Annotated in this window: 24 protein-coding genes and 1 tRNA gene; 15 read left to right on the top strand and 10 right to left on the bottom strand. The window is 73.1% G+C overall.

Features of this window, described 5'->3' with window-relative positions:
• Positions 1–184: 184 nt before the first annotated feature.
• Positions 185–261, bottom strand: a tRNA-Met gene (locus tag OG730_RS35585).
• 309 nt (positions 262–570) lie between these two features.
• Between OG730_RS35585 and OG730_RS35590 the strand changes: the two genes are divergently transcribed.
• The 8 genes from OG730_RS35590 (at position 571) to OG730_RS35625 (ending at position 7,514) form a co-directional block, all read left to right on the top strand.
• Positions 571–1,443 (top strand): CAP domain-containing protein, encoded by an 873-nt coding sequence (locus tag OG730_RS35590; RefSeq protein WP_327308100.1) that lies wholly within the window; start codon positions 571–573, stop codon positions 1,441–1,443.
• Between the two features lie 181 nt (positions 1,444–1,624).
• A complete protein-coding gene (locus OG730_RS35595; protein WP_327308101.1) occupies positions 1,625–2,188 on the top strand; it encodes a hypothetical protein in 564 nt (187 codons plus the stop codon).
• A 293-nt stretch (positions 2,189–2,481) separates the two neighbouring features.
• Entirely contained in the window at positions 2,482–3,273 is a 792-nt protein-coding gene (locus OG730_RS35600) for a thioredoxin family protein (RefSeq protein WP_327308102.1), read from the top strand.
• Positions 3,270–3,893, top strand: a complete 624-nt coding sequence (locus OG730_RS35605; RefSeq protein WP_327308103.1) for a TlpA family protein disulfide reductase — start codon at positions 3,270–3,272, stop codon at positions 3,891–3,893. The genes OG730_RS35600 and OG730_RS35605 overlap by 4 nt, the downstream gene beginning before the upstream one ends.
• Complete coding sequence (locus tag OG730_RS35610; protein ID WP_442815134.1) at positions 3,890–4,678, top strand: cytochrome c biogenesis CcdA family protein; 789 nt, start codon at positions 3,890–3,892, stop codon at positions 4,676–4,678. Before OG730_RS35605 ends, OG730_RS35610 begins: the two co-directional genes overlap by 4 nt.
• A 47-nt stretch (positions 4,679–4,725) precedes the next feature.
• Positions 4,726–5,355: a hypothetical protein gene (locus OG730_RS35615; RefSeq protein WP_327308104.1), complete on the top strand. Its 630-nt coding sequence runs from the start codon at positions 4,726–4,728 to the stop codon at positions 5,353–5,355.
• A 27-nt stretch (positions 5,356–5,382) separates the two neighbouring features.
• Positions 5,383–6,114, top strand: coding sequence for a response regulator transcription factor (locus tag OG730_RS35620; RefSeq protein ID WP_327308105.1), 732 nt, complete (start codon positions 5,383–5,385; stop codon positions 6,112–6,114).
• Positions 6,111–7,514, top strand: a complete 1,404-nt coding sequence (locus OG730_RS35625; protein ID WP_327308106.1) for an ATP-binding protein — start codon at positions 6,111–6,113, stop codon at positions 7,512–7,514. Before OG730_RS35620 ends, OG730_RS35625 begins: the two co-directional genes overlap by 4 nt.
• Before the next feature lie 62 nt (positions 7,515–7,576).
• Here the strand turns inward: OG730_RS35625 and OG730_RS35630 are convergent, their stop codons facing one another.
• The 8 genes from OG730_RS35630 to OG730_RS35665 all read right to left on the bottom strand — a co-directional run bounded on the left by OG730_RS35630 (position 7,577) and on the right by OG730_RS35665 (position 15,807).
• A complete protein-coding gene (locus OG730_RS35630; protein ID WP_327308107.1) occupies positions 7,577–8,212 on the bottom strand; it encodes a TetR/AcrR family transcriptional regulator in 636 nt (211 codons plus the stop codon).
• Positions 8,213–8,361: 149 nt separating this feature from the next.
• Positions 8,362–9,222 (bottom strand): 3-hydroxybutyryl-CoA dehydrogenase, encoded by an 861-nt coding sequence (locus OG730_RS35635; RefSeq protein WP_327308108.1) that lies wholly within the window; start codon positions 9,220–9,222, stop codon positions 8,362–8,364.
• Positions 9,223–9,293: 71 nt separating this feature from the next.
• A complete protein-coding gene (locus OG730_RS35640) occupies positions 9,294–10,469 on the bottom strand; it encodes an acyl-CoA dehydrogenase family protein (RefSeq protein ID WP_327308109.1) in 1,176 nt (391 codons plus the stop codon).
• A gap of 61 nt (positions 10,470–10,530) precedes the next feature.
• The gene (locus OG730_RS35645) at positions 10,531–11,706 is read right to left on the bottom strand and encodes an acyl-CoA dehydrogenase family protein (protein WP_327308110.1); all 1,176 of its coding nucleotides are present in this window, start codon (positions 11,704–11,706) and stop codon (positions 10,531–10,533) included.
• A 67-nt stretch (positions 11,707–11,773) separates the two neighbouring features.
• Positions 11,774–13,867 (bottom strand): acetate--CoA ligase family protein, encoded by a 2,094-nt coding sequence (locus OG730_RS35650; protein ID WP_327308111.1) that lies wholly within the window; start codon positions 13,865–13,867, stop codon positions 11,774–11,776.
• Position 13,868: 1 nt separating this feature from the next.
• Complete coding sequence (locus tag OG730_RS35655) at positions 13,869–14,060, bottom strand: ferredoxin (RefSeq protein ID WP_327308112.1); 192 nt, start codon at positions 14,058–14,060, stop codon at positions 13,869–13,871.
• Positions 14,057–15,367, bottom strand: coding sequence for an NADH-ubiquinone oxidoreductase-F iron-sulfur binding region domain-containing protein (locus tag OG730_RS35660; protein WP_327308113.1), 1,311 nt, complete (start codon positions 15,365–15,367; stop codon positions 14,057–14,059). Before OG730_RS35660 ends, OG730_RS35655 begins: the two co-directional genes overlap by 4 nt.
• Positions 15,364–15,807: a hypothetical protein gene (locus tag OG730_RS35665; protein ID WP_327308114.1), complete on the bottom strand. Its 444-nt coding sequence runs from the start codon at positions 15,805–15,807 to the stop codon at positions 15,364–15,366. Before OG730_RS35665 ends, OG730_RS35660 begins: the two co-directional genes overlap by 4 nt.
• A 418-nt stretch (positions 15,808–16,225) precedes the next feature.
• Here OG730_RS35665 and OG730_RS35670 point away from each other — a divergent pair, with 418 nt between their 5' ends.
• The 7 genes from OG730_RS35670 to OG730_RS35700 all read left to right on the top strand — a co-directional run bounded on the left by OG730_RS35670 (position 16,226) and on the right by OG730_RS35700 (position 24,412).
• Positions 16,226–17,413 (top strand): aromatic ring-hydroxylating oxygenase subunit alpha, encoded by a 1,188-nt coding sequence (locus tag OG730_RS35670; protein WP_327308115.1) that lies wholly within the window; start codon positions 16,226–16,228, stop codon positions 17,411–17,413.
• 65 nt (positions 17,414–17,478) lie between these two features.
• Positions 17,479–18,609 carry a polyamine ABC transporter substrate-binding protein gene (locus OG730_RS35675; protein WP_327308116.1) on the top strand — a complete coding sequence of 377 codons (1,131 nt, stop codon included), beginning with the start codon at positions 17,479–17,481 and terminating at the stop codon, positions 18,607–18,609.
• Positions 18,610–18,712: 103 nt separating this feature from the next.
• On the top strand, positions 18,713–19,534 hold the full coding sequence (locus OG730_RS35680) for an ABC transporter permease (RefSeq protein ID WP_327308117.1): 822 nt from the start codon (positions 18,713–18,715) through the stop codon (positions 19,532–19,534).
• Positions 19,531–20,460, top strand: coding sequence for an ABC transporter permease (locus OG730_RS35685; RefSeq protein WP_327308118.1), 930 nt, complete (start codon positions 19,531–19,533; stop codon positions 20,458–20,460). The genes OG730_RS35680 and OG730_RS35685 overlap by 4 nt, the downstream gene beginning before the upstream one ends.
• Before the next feature lie 5 nt (positions 20,461–20,465).
• Positions 20,466–21,551, top strand: a complete 1,086-nt coding sequence (locus tag OG730_RS35690; protein ID WP_327308119.1) for an ABC transporter ATP-binding protein — start codon at positions 20,466–20,468, stop codon at positions 21,549–21,551.
• Positions 21,552–21,639: 88 nt separating this feature from the next.
• Complete coding sequence (locus OG730_RS35695) at positions 21,640–22,956, top strand: flavin monoamine oxidase family protein (RefSeq protein WP_327308121.1); 1,317 nt, start codon at positions 21,640–21,642, stop codon at positions 22,954–22,956.
• Positions 22,957–23,074: 118 nt separating this feature from the next.
• A complete protein-coding gene (locus OG730_RS35700) occupies positions 23,075–24,412 on the top strand; it encodes an aldehyde dehydrogenase family protein (protein WP_327309555.1) in 1,338 nt (445 codons plus the stop codon).
• A gap of 42 nt (positions 24,413–24,454) precedes the next feature.
• Here the strand turns inward: OG730_RS35700 and OG730_RS35705 are convergent, their stop codons facing one another.
• On the bottom strand, positions 24,455–24,862 hold the full coding sequence (locus OG730_RS35705; RefSeq protein WP_327308122.1) for an Ohr family peroxiredoxin: 408 nt from the start codon (positions 24,860–24,862) through the stop codon (positions 24,455–24,457).
• Positions 24,863–24,907: the final 45 nt, after the last annotated feature.

The raw sequence follows: 24,907 nt of genomic DNA on the forward strand, positions 1-24,907 counted from the left end.
CTAACTACTGGTGCGGTCAATCGGTTGGGCCGACATGCGCCGGGGATGCCCGCGGTCAGGGTGTGATCGGGTGACGGGTTCGGAAGGCAGGGCGCATGAAGGGTGTAAGTGCGCACCTGGGAACGTCCGCGCCGGATACGGCACAAGGGCCCGGATCCTTGTTGAGGATCCGGGCCCTTGTGAGTGGTAGCGGGGACAGGATTTGAACCTGCGACCTCTGGGTTATGAGCCCAGCGAGCTACCGAGCTGCTCCACCCCGCGTCGATGTCTCCACTATACGGCACCTTTGGCCCGGGCTTCGCCAGGTTTCCCTGCCCGACCGGCGCCCGCAAGCGCTCGCAGCGCCAGCGGCCTGGTGATCGCGACCGCCAAGCAGGGCGGTCTGCGGTCTACGACCTGGAGGCCCGGCGCCTTCCGGATCACGGCGGCCTCCGGTGCCCCGCCGTTCCTGTGGCGAGTCTGCGGGCTTCCTTAAGGGACCTTGAAGAACGCCCCCGGGCCGCTGTTTTCGCTGGTCATCAGCCTAGGCTCGGGGGCCCGTCCCTCCTTTCCCGCAGAGGTGTCACCGGCATGAGCCGCAGCCGAACCCCCGCAGTGCCGTCCCGCGTCGAGACGCGACGGAAGAAGGCGGTGCGCACGCGCGTCGTGCTGTCCCTCACCACGGCGGCCGCGGCTGCGGCGGTGGCGGTCGGGGTCGCGGTGGCCGACTCCGACGACGGCGTACGTGCCCGTGCCGCCGGCCCGAACTCCGGGGCGGTGGGGTCCGGTCGTGAGGGCGCGACGGCAAGCCCCTCTCCGGCCGCCCCCGCGTCCTCCGGCGTCGCCGCGTCCGTGACGGGCACGACGCCGTCCTCGACGCCCACCGCGGGTGCCACCGGATCCGCCGTCCCCACGAAGCCGGCGGCGGTGAGCCGCCCGACCCCCGCGGCGTCGACCGAGGCCGTCAAGCCCCAAGCCCCGACCCGTAAGCCCACCGCGACCACGGGTGGCGGCTCCGGGGGCTCCAGCGGTTCCGGCGGCTCCGGCGGTTCGGGTGGTTCGGGTGGTTCCTCCGGTGTGTCCGGTGCGGAGTCCGCGGTCCTGTCCCTGGTCAACAAGGAGCGGGCCGCGGCCGGGTGCGGTGCACTGACCGCGAACTCCAAGCTGAGCGCCGCGGCGCGGGCGTACAGCGACACCATGGCTCGCAGCGGCGTCATGTCCCACACCGGCCCCGACGGTTCCACCATGACCACCCGCGTGGAAGCTGCCGGATACGGCTGGTCCCGCCTGGGCGAGAACATAGCCCGGGGCCAGGCGGACGCCGCCGCGGTCATGAAGGCTTGGATGAACAGCCCCGGTCACAAGGCCAACATTCTCAACTGTGGGTTCAAGGAGATCGGCATAGGTTTCCACAAGGGCGACGGCGGTCCCTGGTGGACGCAGGACTTCGGAACGTCCAGGTAGGAACCCTCACCCGGCCCGTACCCACGGGCCCGGCACACGACGTCCTGCGACCCGTACGCGGGCCAGGAGGACGTTTGTGTTCCCCCGTACATCCGGGGCCCTCCGGGGGCTCTCCGGCGGGCCGGCTCCCTCGCGGGGGAGGCGGTGACGGGCGGCCGAGCGGGTCCGCCACTATGGGGCCGTGCCCCGAATTCCGCGCTACCTGCTCATATGGCTGTCGTGCACGGCCGCCAGCGTGACCGCCGTACTCGGCACGGTCCAGTTCGTCGTCGGTTCGACCAGGCACACGCCCCCGGTCGCGCGGTCCGCCCCCGTGGTCATCGAGACGCCGCCGGCCTGGACGGCGTCGCCGGCCCCGTCACCGGGCCCGCCGTCCCCGGGCGCCACCGCCAGTGGTTCGCCCGTCGCGACCGAGCGGCAGTCACCCCCGGCTTCGACACCCACCTCCGTGAAGCCCCCGACGGCAACGCCCCGGACGACAGCGGCCAAACCACCCGTCGACTGCGACGGAGGCGGATTCGGCCTGCACACCGTCCCCTCGGAGGGCGGCAAGGTCACCGTGCGCTACGGCAGCCGCGGCGTGTGCCTGATCTCCGCGGTACCCGGCCGGGGATACAAGGCCGCCACGTCACAGACCGCGGACGACACCCTGACCGTCACGTTCACCGGCGCGGACCATCGCTCGGTGATCACGGCGACCATCACCCCGTCGGCGAAGGCCAGCGTGCGCGAGACGTCCTTCTGACTTCCCTTCCGGGTTCGCCCCCTTCTGCACGCCTATCCGCCGAGCTCCGGTGAAGCGGAAGGTGAGCTGTTCCTTAGGGGAACCTCAAGATCACGCCCAACCGGTTCCGGCGGCCCCCGGCGGTCATATGCTCGCGTCAGCCGAGCGGCCTTCGGCGCCCGGGCACGACTGCCCCGGCCCCCCGACGAGCCGCTGTGCCGCGGTGCTGCCGTGCCGCCGTGCCACCGGCTCCACCGATCCGGAAGGCGTTCCGCGCTTCCGTACTCCGAACCGTGCCCTGGGGTGTCTTCGCCATGACTTCTCGCATCCTCCGACCCGCCCGTGCCACCCGCCGTACGCCGCGCCCGCGCACCGCCGGGCCCCTGGGCAGGCGGCTGCCCCTGGTGGCCGCGGCCGTGGTCGCCGCCGCGCTGACCGCGGCGTGCGGTCCGTCCGCCCAGTCCACCGGTGCCGCCGCGCCGGCCGCGCCCGGACAGCCGTCGCAGACCCTCGCGGCCGCAACGGAGTCCGCGTCCGCGGAGGCCTCCCCGACCGCGTCCGGCACGCCGTCCACGCCGCCGTCGGCGTCCGCGTCGGCCGGCACCCCGGCCGGCGCCTCGCCCACCTCCTCGCGCGGCAAGCCCGCCCCGCCCGCCAAGCCCGCCCCCAAGCCGTCCCGCACCACCGCCGCCGCGCCCGCCCCGGCGGCCCGGATACCGGGCCCCGGCTACGACAGTTCGGCCGACGCGCAGAAGCTGATCGACGCGGCGCTGCGCGCGGCCAAGGCCGACGGCCGGATGGTGCTGCTCGACTTCGGCGCCAACTGGTGCGGCAACTGCAAGGCGGCCGACAAGGTGTTCGCCCAGCCCCGGACGGCATCGGTCCTCGGAGCCTCGTACCACCTGGTCAAGGTGGACATCGGCGGCGACAGCTCCGCCAACTCCGCCCTCCTGCGCAAGTACAGCCCCTCGGGCGGGACGTACAAGATGCCCGTCCTGGTCGTGGTCTCGGCGACCGGCACGGTACGCACCGACACGCACGTCACCGGCAATCCCGCCCTGACCTCGGACGGCATCGGCTCCTTCCTCCGCAAGTGGGCGTCATGAGACGAGCGGTCCCGCGCCGCACCGTCCTGGCCGGTGCCGGCCTCGCGGTCGCCGTCGCCGGCTGCCTCTACGCCGCCGCGGGCCCCACCCCCCAAGACGGCGGCGGGGCGCCGCCCGGCCCGGACGGCGCCGCGGTCAGGCCCGTGTCCGTGTCCGCGGCCGTGGTCGTGGACACGGGCGGCCGGCCCCCCGCGCCCGTGCTGACGGGCGCAGACCTGGACGGAAAGCCGCTCAGCCTCACCGAGTACCGGGGGCAGGTCGTCGTCCTCAACGTCTGGGGATCGTGGTGCGGGCCCTGCCGGGCGGAGGCCGACGACCTCGAACGGCTCAGCGGGCAGACCCGCACGCAGGGCGTCCGGTTCCTCGGGATCAACACCCGCGACCCGGACCGCGCGGCGGCACGGTCCTTCGTACGCGCGCACGGCCTGGGGTTCCCGAGCCTCCACGACCCCACCGGCAAGCTCCTGCTCCGCTTTCCGCCCGCACTCCTCAACCCGCAGACCATCCCCTCGACGCTGGTGATCGACCGCCGCGGCCGGATCGCCGTCAGCATCGGGGGAGCGGTCACCGACGAGGAACTGAGGCCCTTGCTCCTCCGCGTCGCCGAGGAGACGGCATGACGACGCTCACCGGCATGACGACGCTCACCGCCGCCGACGTCGCCCCCTCCCTCCTCCACGGGACGCTGGCCGTGGCCGCCCCCGTGGCGTTCTTCGCGGGACTGGTCTCCTTCCTCTCGCCGTGCGTACTGCCGCTCGTGCCGGGCTACCTCAGCTACGTGACCAGCCTGTCGGTCTCCGACCTGGCGGACGCCCGCGGCGGGCAGCGCAGCCGCATGGCGGCCGGCGCGGCGCTGTTCGTCCTCGGCTTCACGGCCGTACTGGTCTCCGGAGGCGCCCTGTTCGGGTACTTCGGCCGCACCCTGCTGGCCCACCAGGAGGCCGTCACCCGGGTGCTCGGCGCCTTCACCGTGCTGATGGGGCTGTCCTTCATGGGCTTCCTGCCGGGTTTCGCGCAGCGGGAGTTCCGCAGCCACCGGCGGCCCGTGCTCGGCCTGGCGGGCGCGCCGCTGCTGGGGGCGGTGTTCGCGGTCGGGTGGACCCCGTGCATCGGCCCGACACTGGCCGCCGTACAGGCGCTCGCCTGGAGCGAGGCCAGCGCGGCCCGCGGGGCCCTGCTGATGGCGGCCTACTGCCTCGGGCTGGGCCTGCCGTTCCTCCTGGCGGCCCTGGCCTTCCGCCGGACACTGGGCGCCTTCGGCCTGGTCAAACGGCACTACCAGTGGGTCTTGCGGACCGGCGGCGCAATGCTCGTCCTCGTCGGCCTCCTGCTGGCCACCGGGGTGTGGAACGACCTGGTGTACCGGCTCCAGTCGTGGAGCGCGGCGTTCACCACCGCCGTCTAGAACCGGCCCCGCCCATGTCCCGTCCTTTCCTCACGAAGGCACAGCCGATGAACGTTTCCCCGTACGCGAAGGACTCCCGCAAGGCCGGCGTCGCCGCGGCCCTGGTCGCCATGCTCTCCCTGGGCGCCCTCGCGGCATGCGGCGAGCAGCCCGCCGCGACCGGCTCCGCGACCGGCTCCGCGCCCGGCTCCGCGCCCGGCTCCGCGACCGGCTCCGCGCCCACGACGAGCTTCACCGAGAACGGCGTCACCGTCACGCTCTCCGTCTCCGACTGGCAACCACCGAGGGCCACCTTGACCGCGGTCTTCACCCCCGAGGAGAAGGGGTTCCACCTCTACAGCACCGATCTGCCGGCCACCGGAATCGAGGGCGTCGGCCGGCCGACCTCGCTGGCCGTCACCGGCGTGCTGCGGGCGGACGGGAAGCTGACGGCCGCGGCGGACGTACGGACGATCAGCGTGCCCGGCGTCGACGCCCCGGTCCCCGTCTACCCGGACGGCCCGGTCACCACCACCCTGCCCGTCCGCCTGGACGGCAGCGGGGACGCGACCGTACTGCTCGGGTACGCGAGCTGCAGTGCGCAGGAGGGCTGCACCATTCCGGTCTCCGACCGCCCCGTCCACCTGCACGTCACCGACGGGGGCCCGGCCTTCGGCGACCAAGCCGGCAACCAATAGGAACGAGCGTTCACCTAAGGTGTGCCCATGCCGAGCGTCCTGGTCGTCGAAGACGACCCCAGCATCCGCCAGTCACTCATCGAAGTCCTGACGGAGCACGGCTATGCCGTACGCAGCGCGGGCGACGGGTTCGGCGCCCTGCGCGAGGTCACCCAGTCACCCGTCGACGCGGTGGTCCTCGACCTGGGGCTGCCCGATCTGGACGGAGGAGACGCACTGCGCATGATCCGGGGCATCTCCTCCGTTCCCGTCCTGGTGGCCACCGCCCGCGACGACGAAGCGGAAATCATCCGGCTCCTCAACGCGGGCGCCGACGACTACCTGGTCAAACCCTTCTCCGGGGGACAGCTCATCGCACGCCTCTCCGCCGTCCTGCGGCGCACCAACCACCTGCCGCCGGCCCATGCCGCGCACGGCGGCGGGGGTGCGCGGCCGGCCCCCGCGGCCGAGCCGCTGCGCCCCACCACCGTGGGCGAGCTGGCGGTGGACCCCGGGGCGCGCACCGCGTACCTGTCCGGCCGCGAGCTGCGGCTCACCCGGCGCGAGTTCGACCTCCTGGCCTTCCTCGCCCACCACACCGGCCAGGTCGTCTCCAAACGGCGGCTGCTGACCGAGGTCTGGCGCGAGCCCTACGTCGACGACCAGACCGTCGACGTGCACCTGTCCTCGCTGCGCCGAAAGCTCGGCGAACGCGCGGCGGCCCCCCGCTACTTGCTGACCGTCCGCGGTGTCGGCATCAAGCTGGTGGCGCCGCGGTGAGACGCTCGCTCGCCGGAGTGGCGCTCGCCGTCACGTCCATGGTCGCCCTCTCCTTCCTCATACCGCTGGCCGCCCTGGTGATGTCGCTCGTCAAGGAGCAGAGCGTCACCGCGGCCGAGCAGCGGGCCGCCGCCCTGGCCCCCGTACTGGCACTGACCACGGATCCGTCCGCCCTGCGGGAATCCGCGGCCAGCCTGGACGCGGCCGAGTACGTGGTCGTGCACCTGCCGGACGAGCCCGCCCTCGGCGCCTCCCGCGCCCCGGCGGCCCTGCTCGAACGGGCCCAGCGGGGACGCGAGTCCATCTCCCAGCGGATGCCCGACGGGTGGATCTGCCTGCAGCCGGTCGTACTGCCCGGGGACCAGGTCGCCGTCATCGAGAACTTCGTCCCCGAAGAGGAGCTGACCCGCGGGGTCACGGCCTCCTGGACGGTCATGCTCCTCCTCGCCGTCGGACTGGTCGGCGGGTCCGTCCTGGTCGCCGACCGCCTCGGCGCGAAGGTCGTCAGGTCCTCCAAGAGGCTCGCCCACGCCTCCCAGGCCCTGGGCCGGGGCAATCTGGACGCCCGCGTGGACCCCATGGGACCCAGGGAACTGCGCGAGGCGGGCATCGCCTTCAACACCATGGCCCACCGGATGACCGAACTGCTCGCCGTCGAACGCGAACTGGTCGCCGACCTGTCCCACCGGCTGCGCACCCCGCTGACCGCCCTGCACCTGGCAACGGAACGCATGGCCGGCTCACCGGAGTCGGCCAGGGTCGAGGCCGCCGTGTGCGCCCTGGAGACGGAACTCCGGGCCATCATCACCGCGGCCCGCACCCCGCTCGCCGTGGGCCCGATGGGGCAGGGCATGCTCGGCCCGGAAACGGGCGGGGCACACCGCGCCACGAGTCCCGCACCGGCCGGACCCCGCTGCGAGGCCGCGGACGTCGTGCGCCGGCGGACCGCCTTCTGGGCGGTTCTGGCGGAGCAGCAGGACCGCCCCTGCTCCCTCGACCTCACCCAGGAGCCCGCGGCCGTCGGCCTCTCCGAGGACGACGTCGCCGCCGTGGTGGACGCGCTCATCGGCAACGTCTTCCGGCACACCGCGCCCGGCACCGCGTTCGCCGTCCGTGTCGCCCGTACCGCCCAGGCCGTGGAACTGGTCGTGGAGGACGAGGGCCCCGGCATCCCCGAACCGGACCAGGCACTCTCCCGCGGAAGCAGCACCGGTTCCTCGGGGCTCGGCCTCGACATCGCCCGCAGGGCCGGGTCCGTCACCGGCGGCTCGGTGCGCATCGCCCGCGGGCCCCGCGGCGGCGCCCGGATCACCGTGGTCTTCGGCCTGGCCGCACCCCTGCCGTCCGGGCGTGCGTCGCGCGGCTCCCGGCGGCGTACGGGATGGCCGCGCGGCCGGTGAAGGTCGGCCGCGGGCCGCGGGACGGGCCGTCCGACCGCCGGGGAGACCTCGGGCGCGAGCTCTCAGACTGCCGGGGGGACCTCCGGCGCGACCTCGGGGAAGACGGGGGCGATCCCGAGGGCCGGCGCGATCGCCCGCCAGATCGTCGACTGAGCCGTGGCGAGGTCGATCCGGGGGTCCTCCAGCATCAGCCGGTTGCCGAGGCCGTCGCACAGGGCCAGCACCAGCGTGCCCACCTCGGCGACGTCGCAGTCGGTGAACTCTCCGGAAGCGATGCCCCGTTCCACGACCCCGGCGACCCACGCGTGCAGCTGGTCGTACAGGTCGACGGCGAGGTCCCGGGCCGCCGCGTCGCGCAGGGCGCGCACCCACAGCTCCTGCCAGAGCTTCCAGTCCTGGCGGAGTTCGGCGTCCGTGGGCAGCATGCTCCGTACGATCCGCGCCAGGACGGCGGCGGCCGGGAGCGAAGCGTCCTCGCTGCCGGTGTCCGTGCCGGTCTTGGCGAAAGAGTGCGTCATCGCCTCGGCGAAGAGCTTCTCGCGGGTGTCGAAGTGGTAGTGGAGCAGGGCCTTCGAGACACCCGCGTGCTCGGCGACCTTGCGCATGCTGACGTGCTCGAAGCCGATGTCGGCGATCACTTCGCACGCGGCCGTGAGGATTCGCTCACGCGTTTCGAGTGCCCGCTCGGCCTTGGTCACGTGGGCTGCTCCCCGGGTCGGCACCCGTCGAGTGGGGTGCGTGGGTGGGTGGGTGGAAGGGCCCCGGCGGCCCCGCCCGCCGGACCCCCATCCTCGCGCATGAGGCGTCCGGGCTCCGGCCGCCGGGGCACCGCGGTCATGAAGAGCGGTCATGAATAGGTGTGGAAGCCCCGGCCCGTCTTGCGGCCGAGCAGGCCCGCGTCCACCATCCGCGCCAGCAAGGGCGGCGGTGCGTACAGCGGCTCCCGGTACTCCGCGTACATCGACCGGGCGATCGCCTGGACGGTGTCCAGTCCGATGAGGTCGGCCAGGGCCAGCGGCCCGAGCGGGTGCGCGCAGCCCAGGGTCATGCCCCGGTCGATGTCCTCGGCCGAAGCGGTCCGCGATGCGGCCATCCGGACGGCGGCCAGCAGGTACGGGACGAGGAGCGCGTTCACCACGAACCCTGCCCGGTCCTCGGCGTGGACCACCTGCTTGCCCAGCACGTCGGCGGCGAACTCCCCGGCGCGCCGGACGGTCTCCGCGGAGGTGAGCAGGGAGGGCACCAGCTCGACCAGGGGAAGCACCGGGACGGGATTGAAGAAGTGGAGGCCGACGACCTGCTCCGGCCGGGACGTTGCCGCCGCCAGCCGGATGACCGCGATGGAGGAGGTGTTCGTCGCGAGGACCGCGTCCCCGCGCCCGACGGTCCGGTCGAGCCGGGCGAAGACCTCCAGCTTCGCCCGCTCGTCCTCGGCCACCGCTTCGACCACGAGGTCCCGGTCGGTCATCCGGTCCATGTCCGTGGTCATCACGATCCGGCCCAGAGCGGCTTCGCGGTCCGCGGTGGTGAGCTTTCCGGCGGCCGTGGCGCGGGCCAGGGAGCGGGTGATCCGCTCCAGGCCGGCGTCCGCGGCCCTCCGGTTCGACTCCACCACCACGACGTCCCGCCCGGCGCGGGCGCAGACCTCGGCGATCCCGGAGCCCATCAGGCCGCACCCCACGATCCCGACGCGTTCGACATCGGCCATCGGTTCTTTCCCTTCGGATCTGTCGGATGCCCCGGATGTGCCGGATGCCTCGGATGCGTCGGATGCGGAGGTCACACGGCCGACGGCATCCGCAGCACGCCCGTGCCGCGCTTGACGAGTTCGCCCGCGATGATCAGGCGCTGGATCTCGGAGGTGCCCTCCCAGATCCGGTCCACGCGCAGTTCGCGGTAGAGCCGCTCGACGGGGTACGAGCGGTCGTAGCCGCGGCCGCCGAAGATCTGCAGGCAGCGGTCGATGACCCGGCCGGACGCCTCGCTCGCCGACAGCTTGGCGATGGCGGCCTTCGCGTGCAGCGTCTTGCGGTCGAGGACGCCTTCGTCGGCCTCCCAGGCGACCTGGTGGGTGTAGGCGCGGTTGACGGCGATGTCTACGGCGCAGTCGGCGAGCATGCCCTGGATCAGCTGGAAGTCGGCGATGGGGGAGCCGAACTGGCGGCGCTCGACCGCCCAGTCGCGGGCGAGTTCCAGGGCCCGCTCCGCCGCTCCGATCGTGCGTGCGGCGATCATCAGCCGTTCCTCGGTGAACCAGGAGCGGGTGATGTCGTAGCCGGTGCCCACTTCCCCCAGCACGGCGTCCGCGGGCAGGCGGACATCGGTGAAGGTGAACTCGGGGTGCTCGTAGACGAAGGTGTGCATCCAGCGGGGCACCCGGGTCATCTCGATGCCCGGGGTGTCCTTGTCGACGAGGAACAGGGTCGGTGCCCGCTCCTCCCCGGCGGCCGCGAGCACGATCATGAAGTCGGCGTGGTCGCCCACGGTGACGAACCACTTCTCGCCGTTCAGCACCCAGCCGCCGTCCCCGGTCCGCGTCGCCGTGGTCCGCAGGCTCTGCGGGTCCGAGCCCGCCTCGGGCTCGCTCACCGCGTAGCAGTCGCGGCGCCGTCCCCGGATCACCGGGACGAGGTAGCGCTCGCGCTGCTCCGGCGTGCAGAAGGACAGGGCGTTGGCGGGACGCCACACCATGTCCCACAGGGCGCCGGTGAGCCGTCCCAGTTCGGCCTGGACGGTGACCTGCTCCAGGATGCTCAGGCCGGCGCCGCCCCATTCCACGGGCATGTTGACGGCCTGGAGTCCGCTGTCGAGGACGGCGTCGCGGATCTCGGTGTGGGCCTGCGGGGGCAGCCCGTTGTTCTCCTCGCAGTCGAGCTCGTACTTCGTGATGAAGCCGGTGAGGGCGCGCGCCGAGTCGCGGAGCTCTTCCTGACGGGCGGTGAGGCGGAAGTCCATGGGGTGTTCGTCCTCGTGATCGTGGTGGAGGGGGGCAAGTGGTGGTGGTGAAGGGGACCCGTCAGGAGCGGCCGGGCAGCGCGAGTGCCCGCGTACCCCGCTTGACGAGCTCGTTGGCGATGATCAGGCGCTGGATCTCGGAGGTGCCCTCCCAGATCCGGTCGACGCGCAGTTCGCGGTACATCCGCTCGACGGGGTACGAGCGGTCGTAGCCGCGGCCGCCGAAGATCTGTACGCACCGGTCGATGACCCGACCCGCCGCCTCGCTCGCGGCGAGCTTCGCCGTCGACGCCTTGGCGTGCAGGGTCTTGGGGTCGGTGTGCGGCTGGTCGGCCTCCCAGGCGACCTGGTGGGTGTAGGCGCGGTTGACGGCGATGTCGACGGCGCAGTCGGCGAGCATGCCCTGGATCAGCTGGAAGTCGGCGATGGGGGAGCCGAACTGGCGACGGCCGACGGCCCAGTCGCGGGCGAGTTCGAGGGCCCGCTCCGCCGCTCCGACGGTCCGGGCGGCGATCATCAGCCGCTCGTCCGTGAACCACTCCTTCGTCAGCTCGTAGCCGTTGCCGACACCGCCGAGGACGTCCTCGTCGGCGACGAAGACATCGGTGAAGGTGAACTCGGGGTGCCCGTTCACCGCGGAGTGCATGAACCGGGGGACCCGCGTCATCTCGACGCCCGCCGCACCCTTGTCCACGAAGAACAGCGTCGCGGCCCGCTCCGGGCCCGCATCGGCCTGCACCAGCAGGAAATCGGCGATGTCACCGCAGGTCACGAACCACTTCTCGCCGTTGAGCAGCCAGCCGCCCGCGGTGCGGGTCGCCGTACTCGTGCACGAGCCGGGGTCCGAGCCCGCACCCGGTTCGGTGACGGCGAACGCGTCGAACCGCTCGCCCCGGATGACGGGCAGGAGGTACTTCTCGCGCTGCGCCCCGGTGCCGTGGGCGAGGACGTTCGCGGGCCGCCAGGGGATGTCCCAGAGGCAGTTGGTGACCTTGCCGAACTCCTCCTCGACGATGACCTGGTCCAGCAGGGACAGGCCGGCCCCGCCCCAGGCGGCGGGCATGTTGATCGCGTAGACGCCGGCGTCCATGGCGGCGCGGGTCAGTTCGCGGACCGTCTCGGCGGGCAGCGGACCGCCCGCTTCCTCGGACTGCTCCTCGTACCCCATCAGGAGGTGTGCGTAGGCGGCGGCGCGGGCCTTGAGGTCGGCCTGCTCGGGCGTGTAGCGGAAGTCCACGGTGTTCTCCTGGGCCTAAGGGGCGGAAGAAGTAGGGAAGTCGAGGTGCGCGGAGAGTGGCGCGGGATCAGCCCAGGACGGCCCGTGCGTCGAGCGCCAGGGCGCCGCCGGGGCGGACCAGCAGCGGGTTGACCTCAAGCTCGGCGATCTCCGGATGCGCGGCGGCCACGGTCGTGATGCGTTCGATCACGTCGGCCGCGGCCGCCACGTCCACGGCCGGCCGGCCGCGGACACCCGACAGCAGGGCGGCGGTCCGCAGCCCCCGCAGCAGCTCCCCGGCCCGCCGCGCCGGTACCGGCGCCAGCGCGAAGGCCACGTCGCGCAGGGTCTCGGTGAGGACCCCGCCGAGCCCGACCATGGCCACCGGTCCGAAGCGGGGGTCGCGGTTCACGCCCACGATCAGCTCGATGCCGTCCGAGAGGTCGGCCATCGCCTCGACCGAGTACGAGCCGGGGCCGAGCCGGGCGCGCATGTCCCGGTAGGCGGCCAGGAGATCGTCCCGGCCGGCCAGCCGCAGCGCCACGCCACCCGCGTCGGACTTGTGCAGGAGGTGCAGGGCCTTCAGTACGTACGGGCCCTCGAACTCCCCGGCCGCGGCCAGTGCTCCGGCCTCGTCGGTGACCTCGCGGGCCGGCGGGAACGGCACTCCGGCGGCGCCGAGCAGTCCGCGCACCGCGTGGTACCCCGGGTCCCGCAGCGGCGCGGCGGCGGCGGGCAGTGCGGCGAGCTCCGGGCCGGAGCGGGCCGCCCGGCGGGTCATCGCCGACAGCGCGCGGGCGGCGTCCTCCGTGGCGGCGAACACCGGTATCCCGGCCCCGGCCAGGACGCGGCAGCTCGGCGAGCGCGGATACATCGACTGCACCACCAGGGGTTTGGGTGACTCCGCGAGGCGGGTGACGATCTTCTCGGCGGCCCGGGTCTCACCCTCCGCGAGCACGGAGCCGCCCGCCTGCCCGCCGCCCAGGCCGCCCTCGGACGCCGCGTACCCGCCGAAGTAGCCCGTCATCAGCACCGCGTCGACCTCCTCGGCGGCGAGGAGGTGCCCGACCGCGTCGGCGTACGACAGGGGCCGCTGCTCGCCCATCCCCGCCAGGTCGACCGGATTGGCGACCGCCGACTGCTGCCACAGCACGGTCCGCAGCCCTGCCTGGGTCGCCTCCGCGAGCTCCGGCACGTCCAGCCCGGCGTCCTCGGCGGCGTCGGCCGCGATCGCCCCGTGGCCACCGCCGTCGGTGAAGACCGCGGTCCGGCGCCCTCCCGTACGAGGCCCGGGCCGACTGCTCACGGCGGCCAGTACGACGGTCATCTCCCTGGGCGTGCGCACCAGTTCCACTCCCGCGTCGCGGCAGGCGGCGGCCACGACGTCGGCCGACGTGGTGAGCGCCCCGGTGTGCGAGCGGGCGCTGCGCGCCGAGGCGGAGCCGCGCCCGGCGGTGAGCAGGACCACCGGTTTGCCCGCCGCGGCGGCGGCCCCGGCGAAGGCCCTGCCGTCGCCGAAGTCCTCGGCGTACACGGCGATCGCGGTGGTGGCCTCGTGGCGGGCGCAGTCCTCGACGAGGTCGACGAGGGTGACGTCGGCCTGATTGCCGAGCGAGACGAACCGGGAGAAGCCCAGACCGTGCGGAGCGCCGCGGAGCTGGAGTTCGAGGGCGAGGTTGCCGCTCTGGCTCAGCAGGGCGGTGCCGCCGGGCGCGAATCGGTCCGAGGCGAGGTACAGCTCGGTCGTGTTGTCCGCGACGCCCAGGCAGTTGGGCCCGACGAGCACGGCTCCGGCCTCCCGGACCCTGGCGACGACCGCGCGCTGGCGGGCCGCTCCCGCGGGGCCGGCCTCGGCGAAGCCGGCGGTGATGCCGACGATCGCCTTCGCCCCGCAGGCCAGGGCGTCCTCCACGGCGGCTTCGAAGCCGCTGCCGGGGACGGAGATCACCACCAGCTCGACGGGTTCGCCGATCGCCGAGAGGGACGGGGCCGCCCGTCTGCCGAGGACGGTGCCACCGCGCCGGTTCACCAGGTGCACGGGGCGCCGGCCATCGGCGCGGAGCGCCTGGGAGGCCACGGCGTGGCCGTACTTGGCCGGATCGTCGCTGGCACCGACCACGGCGACCGAGCGGGGGTCGAAGAGAGCGGTCAGATCACGGGGAGCGGTCAGATCACGTCCCATGTCACTTCTCCACTCGGAGCGCGGAGTTGGGGCAGCTCGCGGCGCAGTCGCGCGCCGCTTCCTCGGCGCCGGGCGGGACGGCGACGGCGATGACCTTCGCGTAGCCCCACTCGTCGAGTTCGACCAGGTGGGGTGCGTGTTCCTGGCACAGTCCGTAGCCCTGGCAGCGGGTGGAGTCCAGCAGGAGGTTCACGGTGTTCCTTTCAGCACGGGCGAGCGGGGTACGGTCCTGTCGCCCACGGCCGTGCCGGTGATCTCCGGTACGGCCACGGTGAGGCGGCGCCCTTGACCGCCCGCGGGGGAGGAGACGGCGGCGCAGCCGGGGCAGGGCCCGCGCAGGTGGGACCGGACGGGTTCGGGGAAGGAGCGCAGCAGGCTCCCGGCGATGCCCGCGGCGGCGTCGAGCAGGCCGCACGCGCCGCGCCCGGGCAGGCCCCGCGACCACCGGTCCAGGTGGAGGAGGGTGTCGGGGCCGGCGGTCCCCGTGGCGAGGGCGTACACGGCGTCGCGGACGGCCGCGGTGCCCGAGACGCAGACCCCGCACTGCCGTGCGCTCTGCGCCGCGAGGTGGCCGACGGCATCGGCGGCGGTGCTCACCGGGCAGGCTCCGGCGGCGAGGAAGCGGATCGCCCCGCAGCCCAGTGCCGTGCCCGCCGCGGTGAGCGCGCCGGGTTCGAGGGGGAGATCCAGGGCGCGGGCGTCGATGAACCCGCCGAACAGTCCGCCCATCAGGGCCCCGGCCGCGTCCGGGACGCCGAGAGCGGCGGCCAGTTCACGCAGGGGGACGCCGTAGGGGACCTCGGTGAGGACGGGGGCGGCGCCGCCGCCGGACAGGGTCACCAGGGTGGAGCGGGCGATCGACTGCCGCAGGCCGGGGCTGGTGGCGATGAGGGCGATTCGGGCGAGGGTCTCGACGTTGGAGACGAGGGTCGGCGCGCCGCCGACGCCGCGCTCGAAGGGGCGGGGAGGCTTGGCGGTGGGCAGGGCCGGCCCGCCGTCGATCCGGCGGACGACCGCGCTCTCCTCCCCGGCGACGTAGGTGTGCGCGGTCTCGACGACCTCGACGGGAAGGTCCGGCTCCCGTTCGGCTAGGGCCCGGCGGACGCGGTCGGCGGCCACCGGGTCCGAGAGGTAGACGTAGCCGCGTACGGCGCCGGTGACCGCGGCGGCGCGGGCGAGGCCGTCGAGGACCAGATGGGGCCTGGCCCGCAGCAGCCAGCGGTCCTTGACCGAGCCGGGCTCGCCCTCCTCGCCGTTCGCCACCACCACCGGGACGCCGCCGCGCTCGCGGACGGCACGCAGCTTGACGGCGGCCGGGAAGCCGGCCCCGCCGCGCCCGCGCAGACCGGATGAGGCGAGGTGGCCCAGCAGCTCGTCCGGGCCGGTGGCTTCGGCGTAGCCGCCGGTGGCGAGGTACGCCTCGACGCCTTCCGGCGCGCCCGGAGCGGCTCCGAGTACGGAACCCGGTGGCTGCCCCGCAGGGAGTCGAATCGCGGTCATCGGATGCTTTCTGTGCGGGAGTTGGAGTGCAGTGTCCGAACGGCACGCTCAAGTGCGGCGCGGTCCGAGGCGGTTCGGGCGTATCCCGGTCCCGAGAGCCCGACGAGCATGCGGTGGTGGTCGAGGACCACCTCGCCGGCGAGCAGGGCGGCCGGGTGGTCGCCCTGCCCGGCGCCGTCGGCGGCGGCGGTCACCAGCGCGGCGACTTCGGCCAGGTAACGCAGCCAGTCGCGCCGGCCGCCCCGCAGGATCAGGTGCTCCAGGCGGCGTCGCTCGGAGGCGACGAGCTCGGCCGGTGGCGGCGGTGCGGGGTCTGTGGGCCCCGTGGGTTCCGTAGGGGGATGGTGCGAGGAAGCGCGCAGGGCGGCGACCGCAGCGGGCAGTTCCCGCTCCGGTTCGGGGGTGAGCCCGAGCCAGTCCAGACGCCGACGACCGCTCATGCGTGCCTCCGGGAGGAGTGGGGGTGCCGTGAGCGACCGGGCCGGATGCGGGGCCGGGGGCGGTGTGGGGATGCCCGGGGCTCACCGCGGGGACGCCGATGGCGTGCGGCAGGAGATGGGGGGAGGGGGGGAGGGGTGAAGGGGGTGCGAGCCCGGGCGGGTGCCGGGGCGGCGGGGCCGCATCGGGTCAGACAAATGGCTCAGAAGAGGATGAACTCCGGTGCGGCGACGAGAATTACGCTAGCTGACCGATCGGTCAGCGTACAAGTCTTGACCCAGCGGAAATCAGCCAGCAATCTGACTGTCCAATCGGTCAGCAAGGCCTCGGCGTCCGCCCGGCCCGCTGCCCGCCGCCGGGTCGTCTCGCTGCCCTTCGCCGAGACCGATCGCCGCACCGCCGGTACGGAGGAGTCACCCGATGCACTCCAGAGCACCCGAAAGGCCCCCGGCCGACCAGCCGGTCCCGCACCTCCCCGGGCCCGCCCTGTCGGCCCGCTACTACACCGATCCCGACATCGCCGCCGAGGAGATCCGGCTCGTCTTCGCCAAGTCCTGGCAGCTCGTCTGCCACGAGTCCGACCTGCCGAACCCGGGCGCCCGGCTCGCCGCCACCGTGGCCGGCCGCGAGGTGCTCGTCGTCCGTACCGAGGACGGTGCCCTCGCCGCCCACCTCAACGTGTGCCGCCACCGAGGAACGCGCCTGGTCACCGCCCCCGAACCGGCCGGCAAAGCGATCCGCTGCCCTTACCACGGCTGGACCTACCGCCTCGACGGAAGCCTGGTCGGAGCCCCGGAGGCACGGCAGATCCCCTGCCTCGACAAGCCCGCGCTCGGCCTGTTCCCGGCCCGAGTCGAATCGTTCCTCGGCTTCGTCTTCGTCAACCTCGACCTCGATGCGGTACCCCTGGCCGAGCAGTGCGCCGGGCTCGCGGAGGCCGTCGGCCACTACGCCGGGGCCGGCCTGGTGCCGGTCGGCCGCGCCCGGATCCACGACCTGGCCGCGGCCGAGGTGCAGGAGGCCAACTGGAAGGTGACGGTCGACAATTACCTGGAGGGCTACCACGTACCGGTGGCCCACCCGGGACTGATGCGGCTGCTCGACTACCAGGGCTACACCTGCGAGATCGAGGGGTCCTACGCGCTGTTCGCCTCGCCCCTGCGGGACAAGCCGTCCTCGAACTGGGCCGAACGCCTCTACCAGCGCATCGCCGCACCCATGCCCGGCCTCACCGAAGCCGACCGGCGGGTCTGGCGGTACGCGGTCATCTACCCGAACACCCTCATCGACTTCTACCCCGACCACGTCCTGGCCTGGACCGCGATCCCGACGGCGGTGGACCGGGTGGCGGTCCCCGGCGCGTTCTACACCCGCCGCGGTACGAGCCTGCGCACCCGCATCGCCCGCCGCCTGAACATCCACATCGGCTGGATCACCAACGACGAGGACGTCGAGCTGGTCGCCCGCGTGCAGAAGGGGCTCTCCACCCCCGGTTTCGAGCCCGGCCCGCTGTCCCGCCGCGAGTCGGCGGTCGGCTGGTTCGCCGGCCGTATCCGAGCGGAGCTGGACGCCGTCGCGGATCCCGACACGGCCGACGCCGAGCACTGAACCGCGCCTGAGACACCTTTCGTCCCCCACGGCCCCCCACGGCCCCCCTACGGAGAGGACCCCGCATGTCCCCCGAGGCACACCCCCTGTCCAGACGCTCCCTCCTCCGCGCCGGCACCGCCGCCGCACTCGGCCTCGCCGCGGCCGGCTGCGGGTTCGCGGCCGGTGAGGACCCGGCCGGCGAAGCGGCCGCGCAGACGCCGATCGACGTCAAGGTCGACGGCGACCTCGTCTACTTCAACTGGGCCGACTTCGTCGACCCGGCCGTCTTCGAAGGCTTCGAGAAGGAGTACGGCGTCAAGGTCGTCCAGTCGAACTTCGACTCGATGGAAGGCATGGCCGCCAAGCTCAACTCCGGGAACCGGTACGACATCATCTTCCCCACGGCGAAATGGTCCCAGCGCCTCGCCACCGGGGGGAAGCTGCGGACGATCGACCACACCCGGCTGAAGAACGCCGAGGCGGTGTTCGCCGGCTACGACTACTTCGCCGACCCCTGGTACGACCCCCGCTCCCGGCACACCGTGCCCTTCACCATGTACAAGACCGGCATCGGCTGGCGCCGCGACCGGCTCGGTGACCTGACCGGTTCCTGGGACGACCTGTGGAACGAGCGGGCCAAGGGCAAGGTCTTCGTACTCGACGACCGTGACGAGGTGCTCGGCGTGGGGGCGCTGAAGCTCGGCCTCGGCCTCACCACCGACGACCAGGACGAGCTCGCGCGCGTCACCGACACCCTGCGCTCGCTCCGCCCCCGCCTGCGCGGCTTCTCCAGCGACAGCTACAACAACCTGCTCAACGGCAACGCCGACATGACGCAGGCGTGGAGCGGGGACATGGCCGCCATGCTCGCCCAGGCCGAGGACCCCGCCGTCTTCGGCTTCGAGGTCGCGCGCGAGGGCGCTCCCCTCAACTCCGACTGTTACGCGATCCCCGCCAACGCGCAGCACCCCGGCACGGCGATGCTCTTCATCGACTACATGCTCCGCCCGGAGAACGCGAAGAAGAACATCGAGTACATCGGCTACCCCATGCCGGTCCGCGGCACCGAGGACACCTACACCGCGCTCGTGGAGCCGTTCCCCCAGTGCCAGGTGACGGCGGCCGACCTCAAGGACGACCTCTACTTCCGCAACGGCACGGCCAAGGGCGAGCAGCACCGCGACGCCGCCTGGACCGATGTGAAGGCCGGCTGACATGCCACGACCTGATCTTCGGGGTCCGCGGAGCCGATCCCTCCCGCCCCCTCCGCCACGCGCAGGACGTGCGGGGCAGGAGGCGAGGCTGTGGACCTGGTTCATGCTCCCGGGCACCCTGTGGATGACCGGGTTCCTCGTCGCGTCCCTGCTCCTGGTGGCCACCCTCGCCCTCGGCACCACCGACCCGCTCGGGAACCCGCGCTTCGGGCTCAACTTCGAGAACTTCGCCGCGCTCGCCGATCCGGCCTACCGCACCGTCCTGCTGCGCTCGCTCGGCTACGCGCTGATCACCTGCCTCATCTGCCTGGCCGTGGCCTACCCGGTCGCCTACGCCATCGCCCTGCGCGGCGGCCGCTTCAAGAGCCTGCTGATCGCCGCGATCGTCGTGCCGTTCTTCGCCAACTACCTGGTACGGATGTACGGCTGGTCCGTGGTGCTCTCCGATGACGGGCCGGTGCTGAAGGCCCTGCGCGCGATCGGCCTCGCCGACACCGACACCAAGATCCTCCAGACCGCCCCGGGAGTCATCGCCGGCCTCGTCTACGGCTTCGTCGTCTTCATGATCATCCCGCTGTACGCGGCCATGGAGCGGATGGACACCTCGCTCATCGAGGCCGGGCGGGACCTCTACGGCGGCCCCTTGAGGACCTTCCTCTTCGTCACCGTGCCCGCCACCCGCCAGGGCGCGGCGGCGGGCTGCGTCCTCGTCTTCCTGCCCGCCATGGGCGACTTCGTCAGCGCACAGCTCATGGGAGGCCCCGACCAGATCATGATCGGCAACCTGATCCAGGACAAGTTCTTCCAGGGCCAGAACTGGCCGCTCGGCTCGGCCCTGACCATCCTGCTGATGGCGGTCCTGCTCCTCGGGATGCTCGGCTACCTGAGGCGCACCCGCAAGGACGAGGCGGAGGCGGTCCGATGACCCCGCGCCCGGTCCCCCGTACGGCACCTTCGCTTCGTACGGCACCGTCACCCGGTACGGCTCCGTCACCCGGTACGGCTCCGTCACCTCGTACCCCGCGCGGCAGGCGGCGCCGCGGCGCAGACCGCCGGCCCCGGTTCGCCATCGCCGTCACCGCGGTCTTCTTCGCGCTGCTCTACCTCCCCGTCGGCGTCGTCGTCCTCTTCTCCTTCAACGCGCAGAAGTCCCTCACCGTCTTCGACGGCGCGAGCCTGCGCTGGTACCGCGCGTTCCTCCGCGACGACGCACTCGTCGGCTCGCTCGGCATGAGCCTGAGGGTGTCCCTGGTCGCGATGGCCGTCTCGCTCGTCCTCGGAGTGCTCCTCGCCCTCGGACTGGTCCGCGGCCGCGGCCGCCTCGGCTCCTTCGCCGGCCTGGTCATGCTCGTACCGCTGGTCACCCCGGAGATCGTCACCGGCGTCGCATCGATGATGCTCTTCAAGGGCCTCGGCATCACCCTGTCCACCACCACCGTGATGCTCGCCGAGGTCACCTTCTCCATCTCCTACGTCACGGTCATCCTGCGCTCCCGCATCGCGGCCCTCAACCCGGAGGTCGAGGAGGCGGCGATGGACCTCGGAGCCACCCGCCGCCAAGCCCTGCGCCTGGTGACCCTGCCCGCACTGCTCCCCGGCATCCTCGCGTCCGGGGTACTGATCTTCGCCCTGGTCTTCGACGACTTCGTCCTCGCCTACTTCACCACCGGCGTCGACCCGCAGCCGCTTTCCGTCCGCATCTACTCGGCGATCCGGTTCGGCGTCCAGCCCACCATCAACGCCGTCGGCACCCTGATGCTCGTCGGGTCCATCGCCCTCATCGCCTTCGCCCTTGCCATCCCGCGCCTCTTCGGCCGCCGGGGCGGCCTCGATCTGCTCCCGGGGAAGTGACACCGATGCACCACCCGAACCCACAGCCCGCCGTCCGGCTCGACCGGGTCGCCAAGCGGTACCGCACCACGGACACCTACGCCGTCCACGACGTCACCCTCGACATCGCCCCGGGCGAGTTCTTCTCCCTCCTCGGCCCCTCCGGCTGCGGGAAGACCACCCTCCTGCGCATGACCGGAGGCTTCACCGACCCCACGGAGGGCAGCGTCCTGCTCGGCGGCGAGGACGTCACGGGTCTGCCGCCCAACAAGCGCGACGTCAACACCGTCTTCCAGAGCTACGCCCTCTTCGACCACCTCTCGCTCGCCGACAACGTGGCCTTCGGCCTCAAGCGCAGCGGCGTGCCCCGCGCCGAGATCCGCCAACGGGTCGGCGACATGCTGGACCTCGTACAGCTCGGGGAACTGGCCGGCCGCAAACCGCCCACCCTCTCCGGCGGCCAGCGCCAGCGCGTCGCCCTCGCCCGCGCCCTGGTCAACCGGCCCCAAGTGCTGCTCCTGGACGAGCCGTTGGCCGCCCTCGACCTGAAACTGCGGCGCCGGATGCAGGTCGAGCTCAAGCAGATCCAGCGGGAGGTCGGCATCACCTTCGTCTTCGTCACCCACGACCAGGACGAGGCCCTGACCATGTCGGACCGCCTCGCCGTCATGAACGAGGGCCGCATCGAGCAGTGCGGCACGCCGGAGGACGTGTACGAGCGCCCCACGAGCAGCTTCACGGCCACCTTCATGGGCACCTCCAACCTGGTCCCGGGGACCTACCGCTCCGGTCGCGTCGTCCTCGACCAGGGGCCGGCCCTGCCCGTCGGTCCCCGGTCCGGCGTCCCCGACGGCAGCCGGGTCAGCCTCTCGATCCGCCCCGAGAAGATCTGGCTCTCCGGATTCGAACCGGGCATGGCCAAGGTCGGCGGAGTCGTCCGGGAGACCGTCTACTCCGGCCCGACCACCACCTACCTCATCGAACTGGCCCCCGGCGTCACGGTGTCCGTACTGGAGCAGAACACCGTCCGCTCCCGCATGGAGGACCGCTGGAGCGGCGGCGAGCAGGTCGAGATCGGCTGGAACCCCGAACACTGCCTGGTCCTCGACTGACCGGCGTCCTCGACTGACCGGTCAGTCGAGGACCGGTCCTCCCCTCGCTCCCGCCGCCATCCGGCACCGACCGAAGGAAGCACACCCCATGAACCACGACGTCATCGTGCTCGGCGCCGGACTGGCGGGTCTCGCCGCCGCGCGCGACCTGGCCGCGGGCGGGGCCGACGTCCTCGTCGTCGAGGCACGCGACCGCGTCGGCGGACGCGTCGAACAGACCACCCTCCCCGACGGCCGGCTGGTTCAGCTCGGCGGGGAGGTGGTGGGCCGCGCCCACACCGCCTACACCGCCCTGGTCGCGGAACTGGGCCTGACCCTGGTCCCCAGCTACGTCTCCGAGCCCGGCGCCCTCGTCCGCGCCACCGCCGAAGGAGTCTCCGCCACGGATCCGCCCCACTGGTTCGGCCCCGGTGACGACTCCTGCCACGCCAAGGTCACCGCCGCCTTCACGGTGCTCGCCGCGACCGTCGACCCCGCCGACCCCTGGTCCCACCCCGAGGCCGCGCACCTCGACCGGCTGTCCGTCGGCACCTGGCTCCGTGCCCAGGGCGCCACCCAGGCCGTCGTCCGCCTCTGGGAGATCGGCCAACTCGCCCTCGCCGACGGCTCCTGCGAACGGACCTCCCTGCTCGCGGCCCTCCGCAAACACGCCGCCGTACCCGGCACCGGCCACTACGAGTACGAGGCGTGGGAGGGCCTGCGCGTCGCCGAGGGCTCGGCCACCGTGGCCCTGCGCATGGCCGAGGCCCTCGGCGGCCGGATCCGTACGGGCTCACCCGTCGAGGCGGTCGCGATACACCGGCCCGGCCGCAGCTCCGTACGCCTGGCCGGTGGCGAAACCCTCACCGCCGCCGCCGTGGTCAGCGCGCTCCCGGTGGGGCCGCTCCGGGCGGTCGCCGTCACCGGGGTCACGGACGAACGCCTCTCCTCCCTGCACCGCCAACGCCACGCCCTCGCGGCCAAGTTCACCGCCGCCTACGCCCGGCCCTTCTGGCGCGACCGGGGCCTCAGCGGCCTCTCCGAAAGCGAAGGGATCCTCGGCAGCACCTGGCCGCAGAGCGAAGGCATCCTCTCCGCCCTCGTCCCGCCCGAACGCTACGGCGTCCTCCTCGGTACGCCCGCACCCCTGCGCACCCCCGAACTGCTGGCCGACATCGCGCGCCTCTACGGCGACGAGGCCAACCGGCCGCTCGCCGCGTTCATCCGCATGTGGGGCACCGACCCGTGGACCCAGGGCTACGTCACCCAGTGGACCCCCGGCGACGTCATGGCCGTCGGCCCCCGCCACGGCACCCACGAACCCCCCTTCTACGTCTGCGGATCCGACCAGTGGGTGGCCGGCTACATGGAAGGCGCCGTCCGCACCGGACGAGCCGCCGCCGAGGAGGCCCTGCGCCGTGGCTGACACCCCGCACCACCGCACGGGACCCGTGGACCACCACACCGGGCCCCTCCACAACGACACCGGGCCCCTCCACAACCACATCGGGGGAGTGGACCAGCCGGCTGCCTCGGGCGAGACCATGCCCCTCACCGACCCCGCCACCGGCCGCGTGCACGGCCACGCCCCGCGCTCGGGCCCCGCCGACACGGACGCGGCCTGCCTCGCGGCAGCGGCCGCGTACGGACAGTGGTCCCTCACCACCCCGGCGATCCGGCAGCGCGCCCTCCTCGCCGTGGCCGATGCCATCGAGGCGCACGCCGACGCCTTCACCGCCGCCGAGACCGGGGACACCGGCAAGCCCGCCGAGCGGTTCAGGGACGACGAGCTGCCCGCGATCGCCGACGCCGTCCGCTACTTCGCCGGAGCCGCGCGGAACCTCCCGGGCGCCGCCGCGGCCGAGTACACCGAGGGCCGCACCTCCCTGCTGCGCCGCGAACCGGTCGGCGTCTGCGCCCAGATCACCCCCTGGAACTACCCGCTGATGATGGCCGCGTGGAAGATCGCTCCGGCCATCGCCGCCGGAAACACCACCGTGCTCAAGCCCGCCGACACCACCCCCTCCTCGTCCGTGCTCCTGGCCCGGATCGCCGCGGAGCACCTGCCGCCGGGCGTGCTCAACGTCGTCTGCGGGGACCGCGACGCGGGCCGCGCCCTCACCGCCCATCCGGCGGTCGCCCTGATCGCGGTCACCGGCAGCGTCCGAGCCGGACGGGAGATCGCGGCGGCCGCCGCGGCCGGCCTCAAGCGGGTCCACTTGGAGCTCGGCGGGAACGCACCCGTCATCGTCCACGAGGACGTGGACGTGGAAGCCACCGCCGCCGCCCTCGCCGCGGTCGCCTACTACAACGCCGGCCAGGACTGCACCGCGCCCACCCGGTTCCTGGTCCACCGCCGGATCCACGACGCGTTCCTCGCGGCCTTCGCCGCCGAGGCGGCCGGGCTCCGCGCCGGCGCCGACTTCGGTCCCCTCAACAACGCCGGCCAACTCGCCTCCGTACGAGGACTGCTGGACCGGCTGCCGCCCCACGCCCGAATCGTCACCGGCGGCAGCCGGTTCGCGGGCCCCGGCTTCTTCCACGAGCCCACCGTGATCGCGGGCGTCCGCCAGGACGACGAGATCGTGCAGGAGGAGATCTTCGGACCCGTCGTGACCGTCCAGTCCTTCGCGGACGAGGCCGAGGCCCTGCACCTCGCCAACGGAGTGCGCTTCGGCCTGGCCGCGAGCGTGTGGACCACCGGCCACGAGCGCGCGATGCGCGCCACCCGCGCCCTGCACACCGGCATCGTCTGGGTGAACACCCACGGCACCACGGTCTCCGAGATGCCGCACGGCGGAGTCAAACACTCCGGCTACGGCAGCGACCTCTCCCTGTCAGGCCTCCTGGACTACACCCAGGCCAAGCACGTCATGCTGTGAGCGGGTCGTCGGCGCCAGCGGGGTCGTCCAGGGCCAGGAGCGTCAGCGGTACGTTGCCGCGTACTGCCTGCGAGTAGGGGCAGACCGCGTCCCCCGGTGCAGCAGCGGCTGGAGGTCTGCCGCCCGCCACCCGGGCAGGCTGACGGTGAGGGCCACCGCCAGACCGTAGCCCGCAGGCGTGTCCGTGGTGCCGAGCTGCACCTCGCACGCCACGCGTGCGGCGGAGGCGTCCGCCCCGAACTCGGCGGCGACCTCCGCGAGCGCGGAGGTGAAGCAGGCGGCGAAACCGGCCGCGAACAGCTGCTCGGGGTTGGTGGTGCCGGGGACGTTCTTGCGGGGCGGGGCGAGACGGACGTCCACGCGGCCGTCTTCGGTGCGGACGGATCCGGTGCGGCCCCCGGCGGCGTGCGCGGTCGTCCGGTACAGGCTGCGGGTGAGTGGCACGGTCATGGCGTTCGGCCCATCTTGCTCGACGAGGACGCTGCCCGGGTGCGG

The sequence above is a fragment of the Streptomyces sp. NBC_01298 genome, assembly GCF_035978755.1.
Lineage (GTDB): Bacteria > Actinomycetota > Actinomycetes > Streptomycetales > Streptomycetaceae > Streptomyces.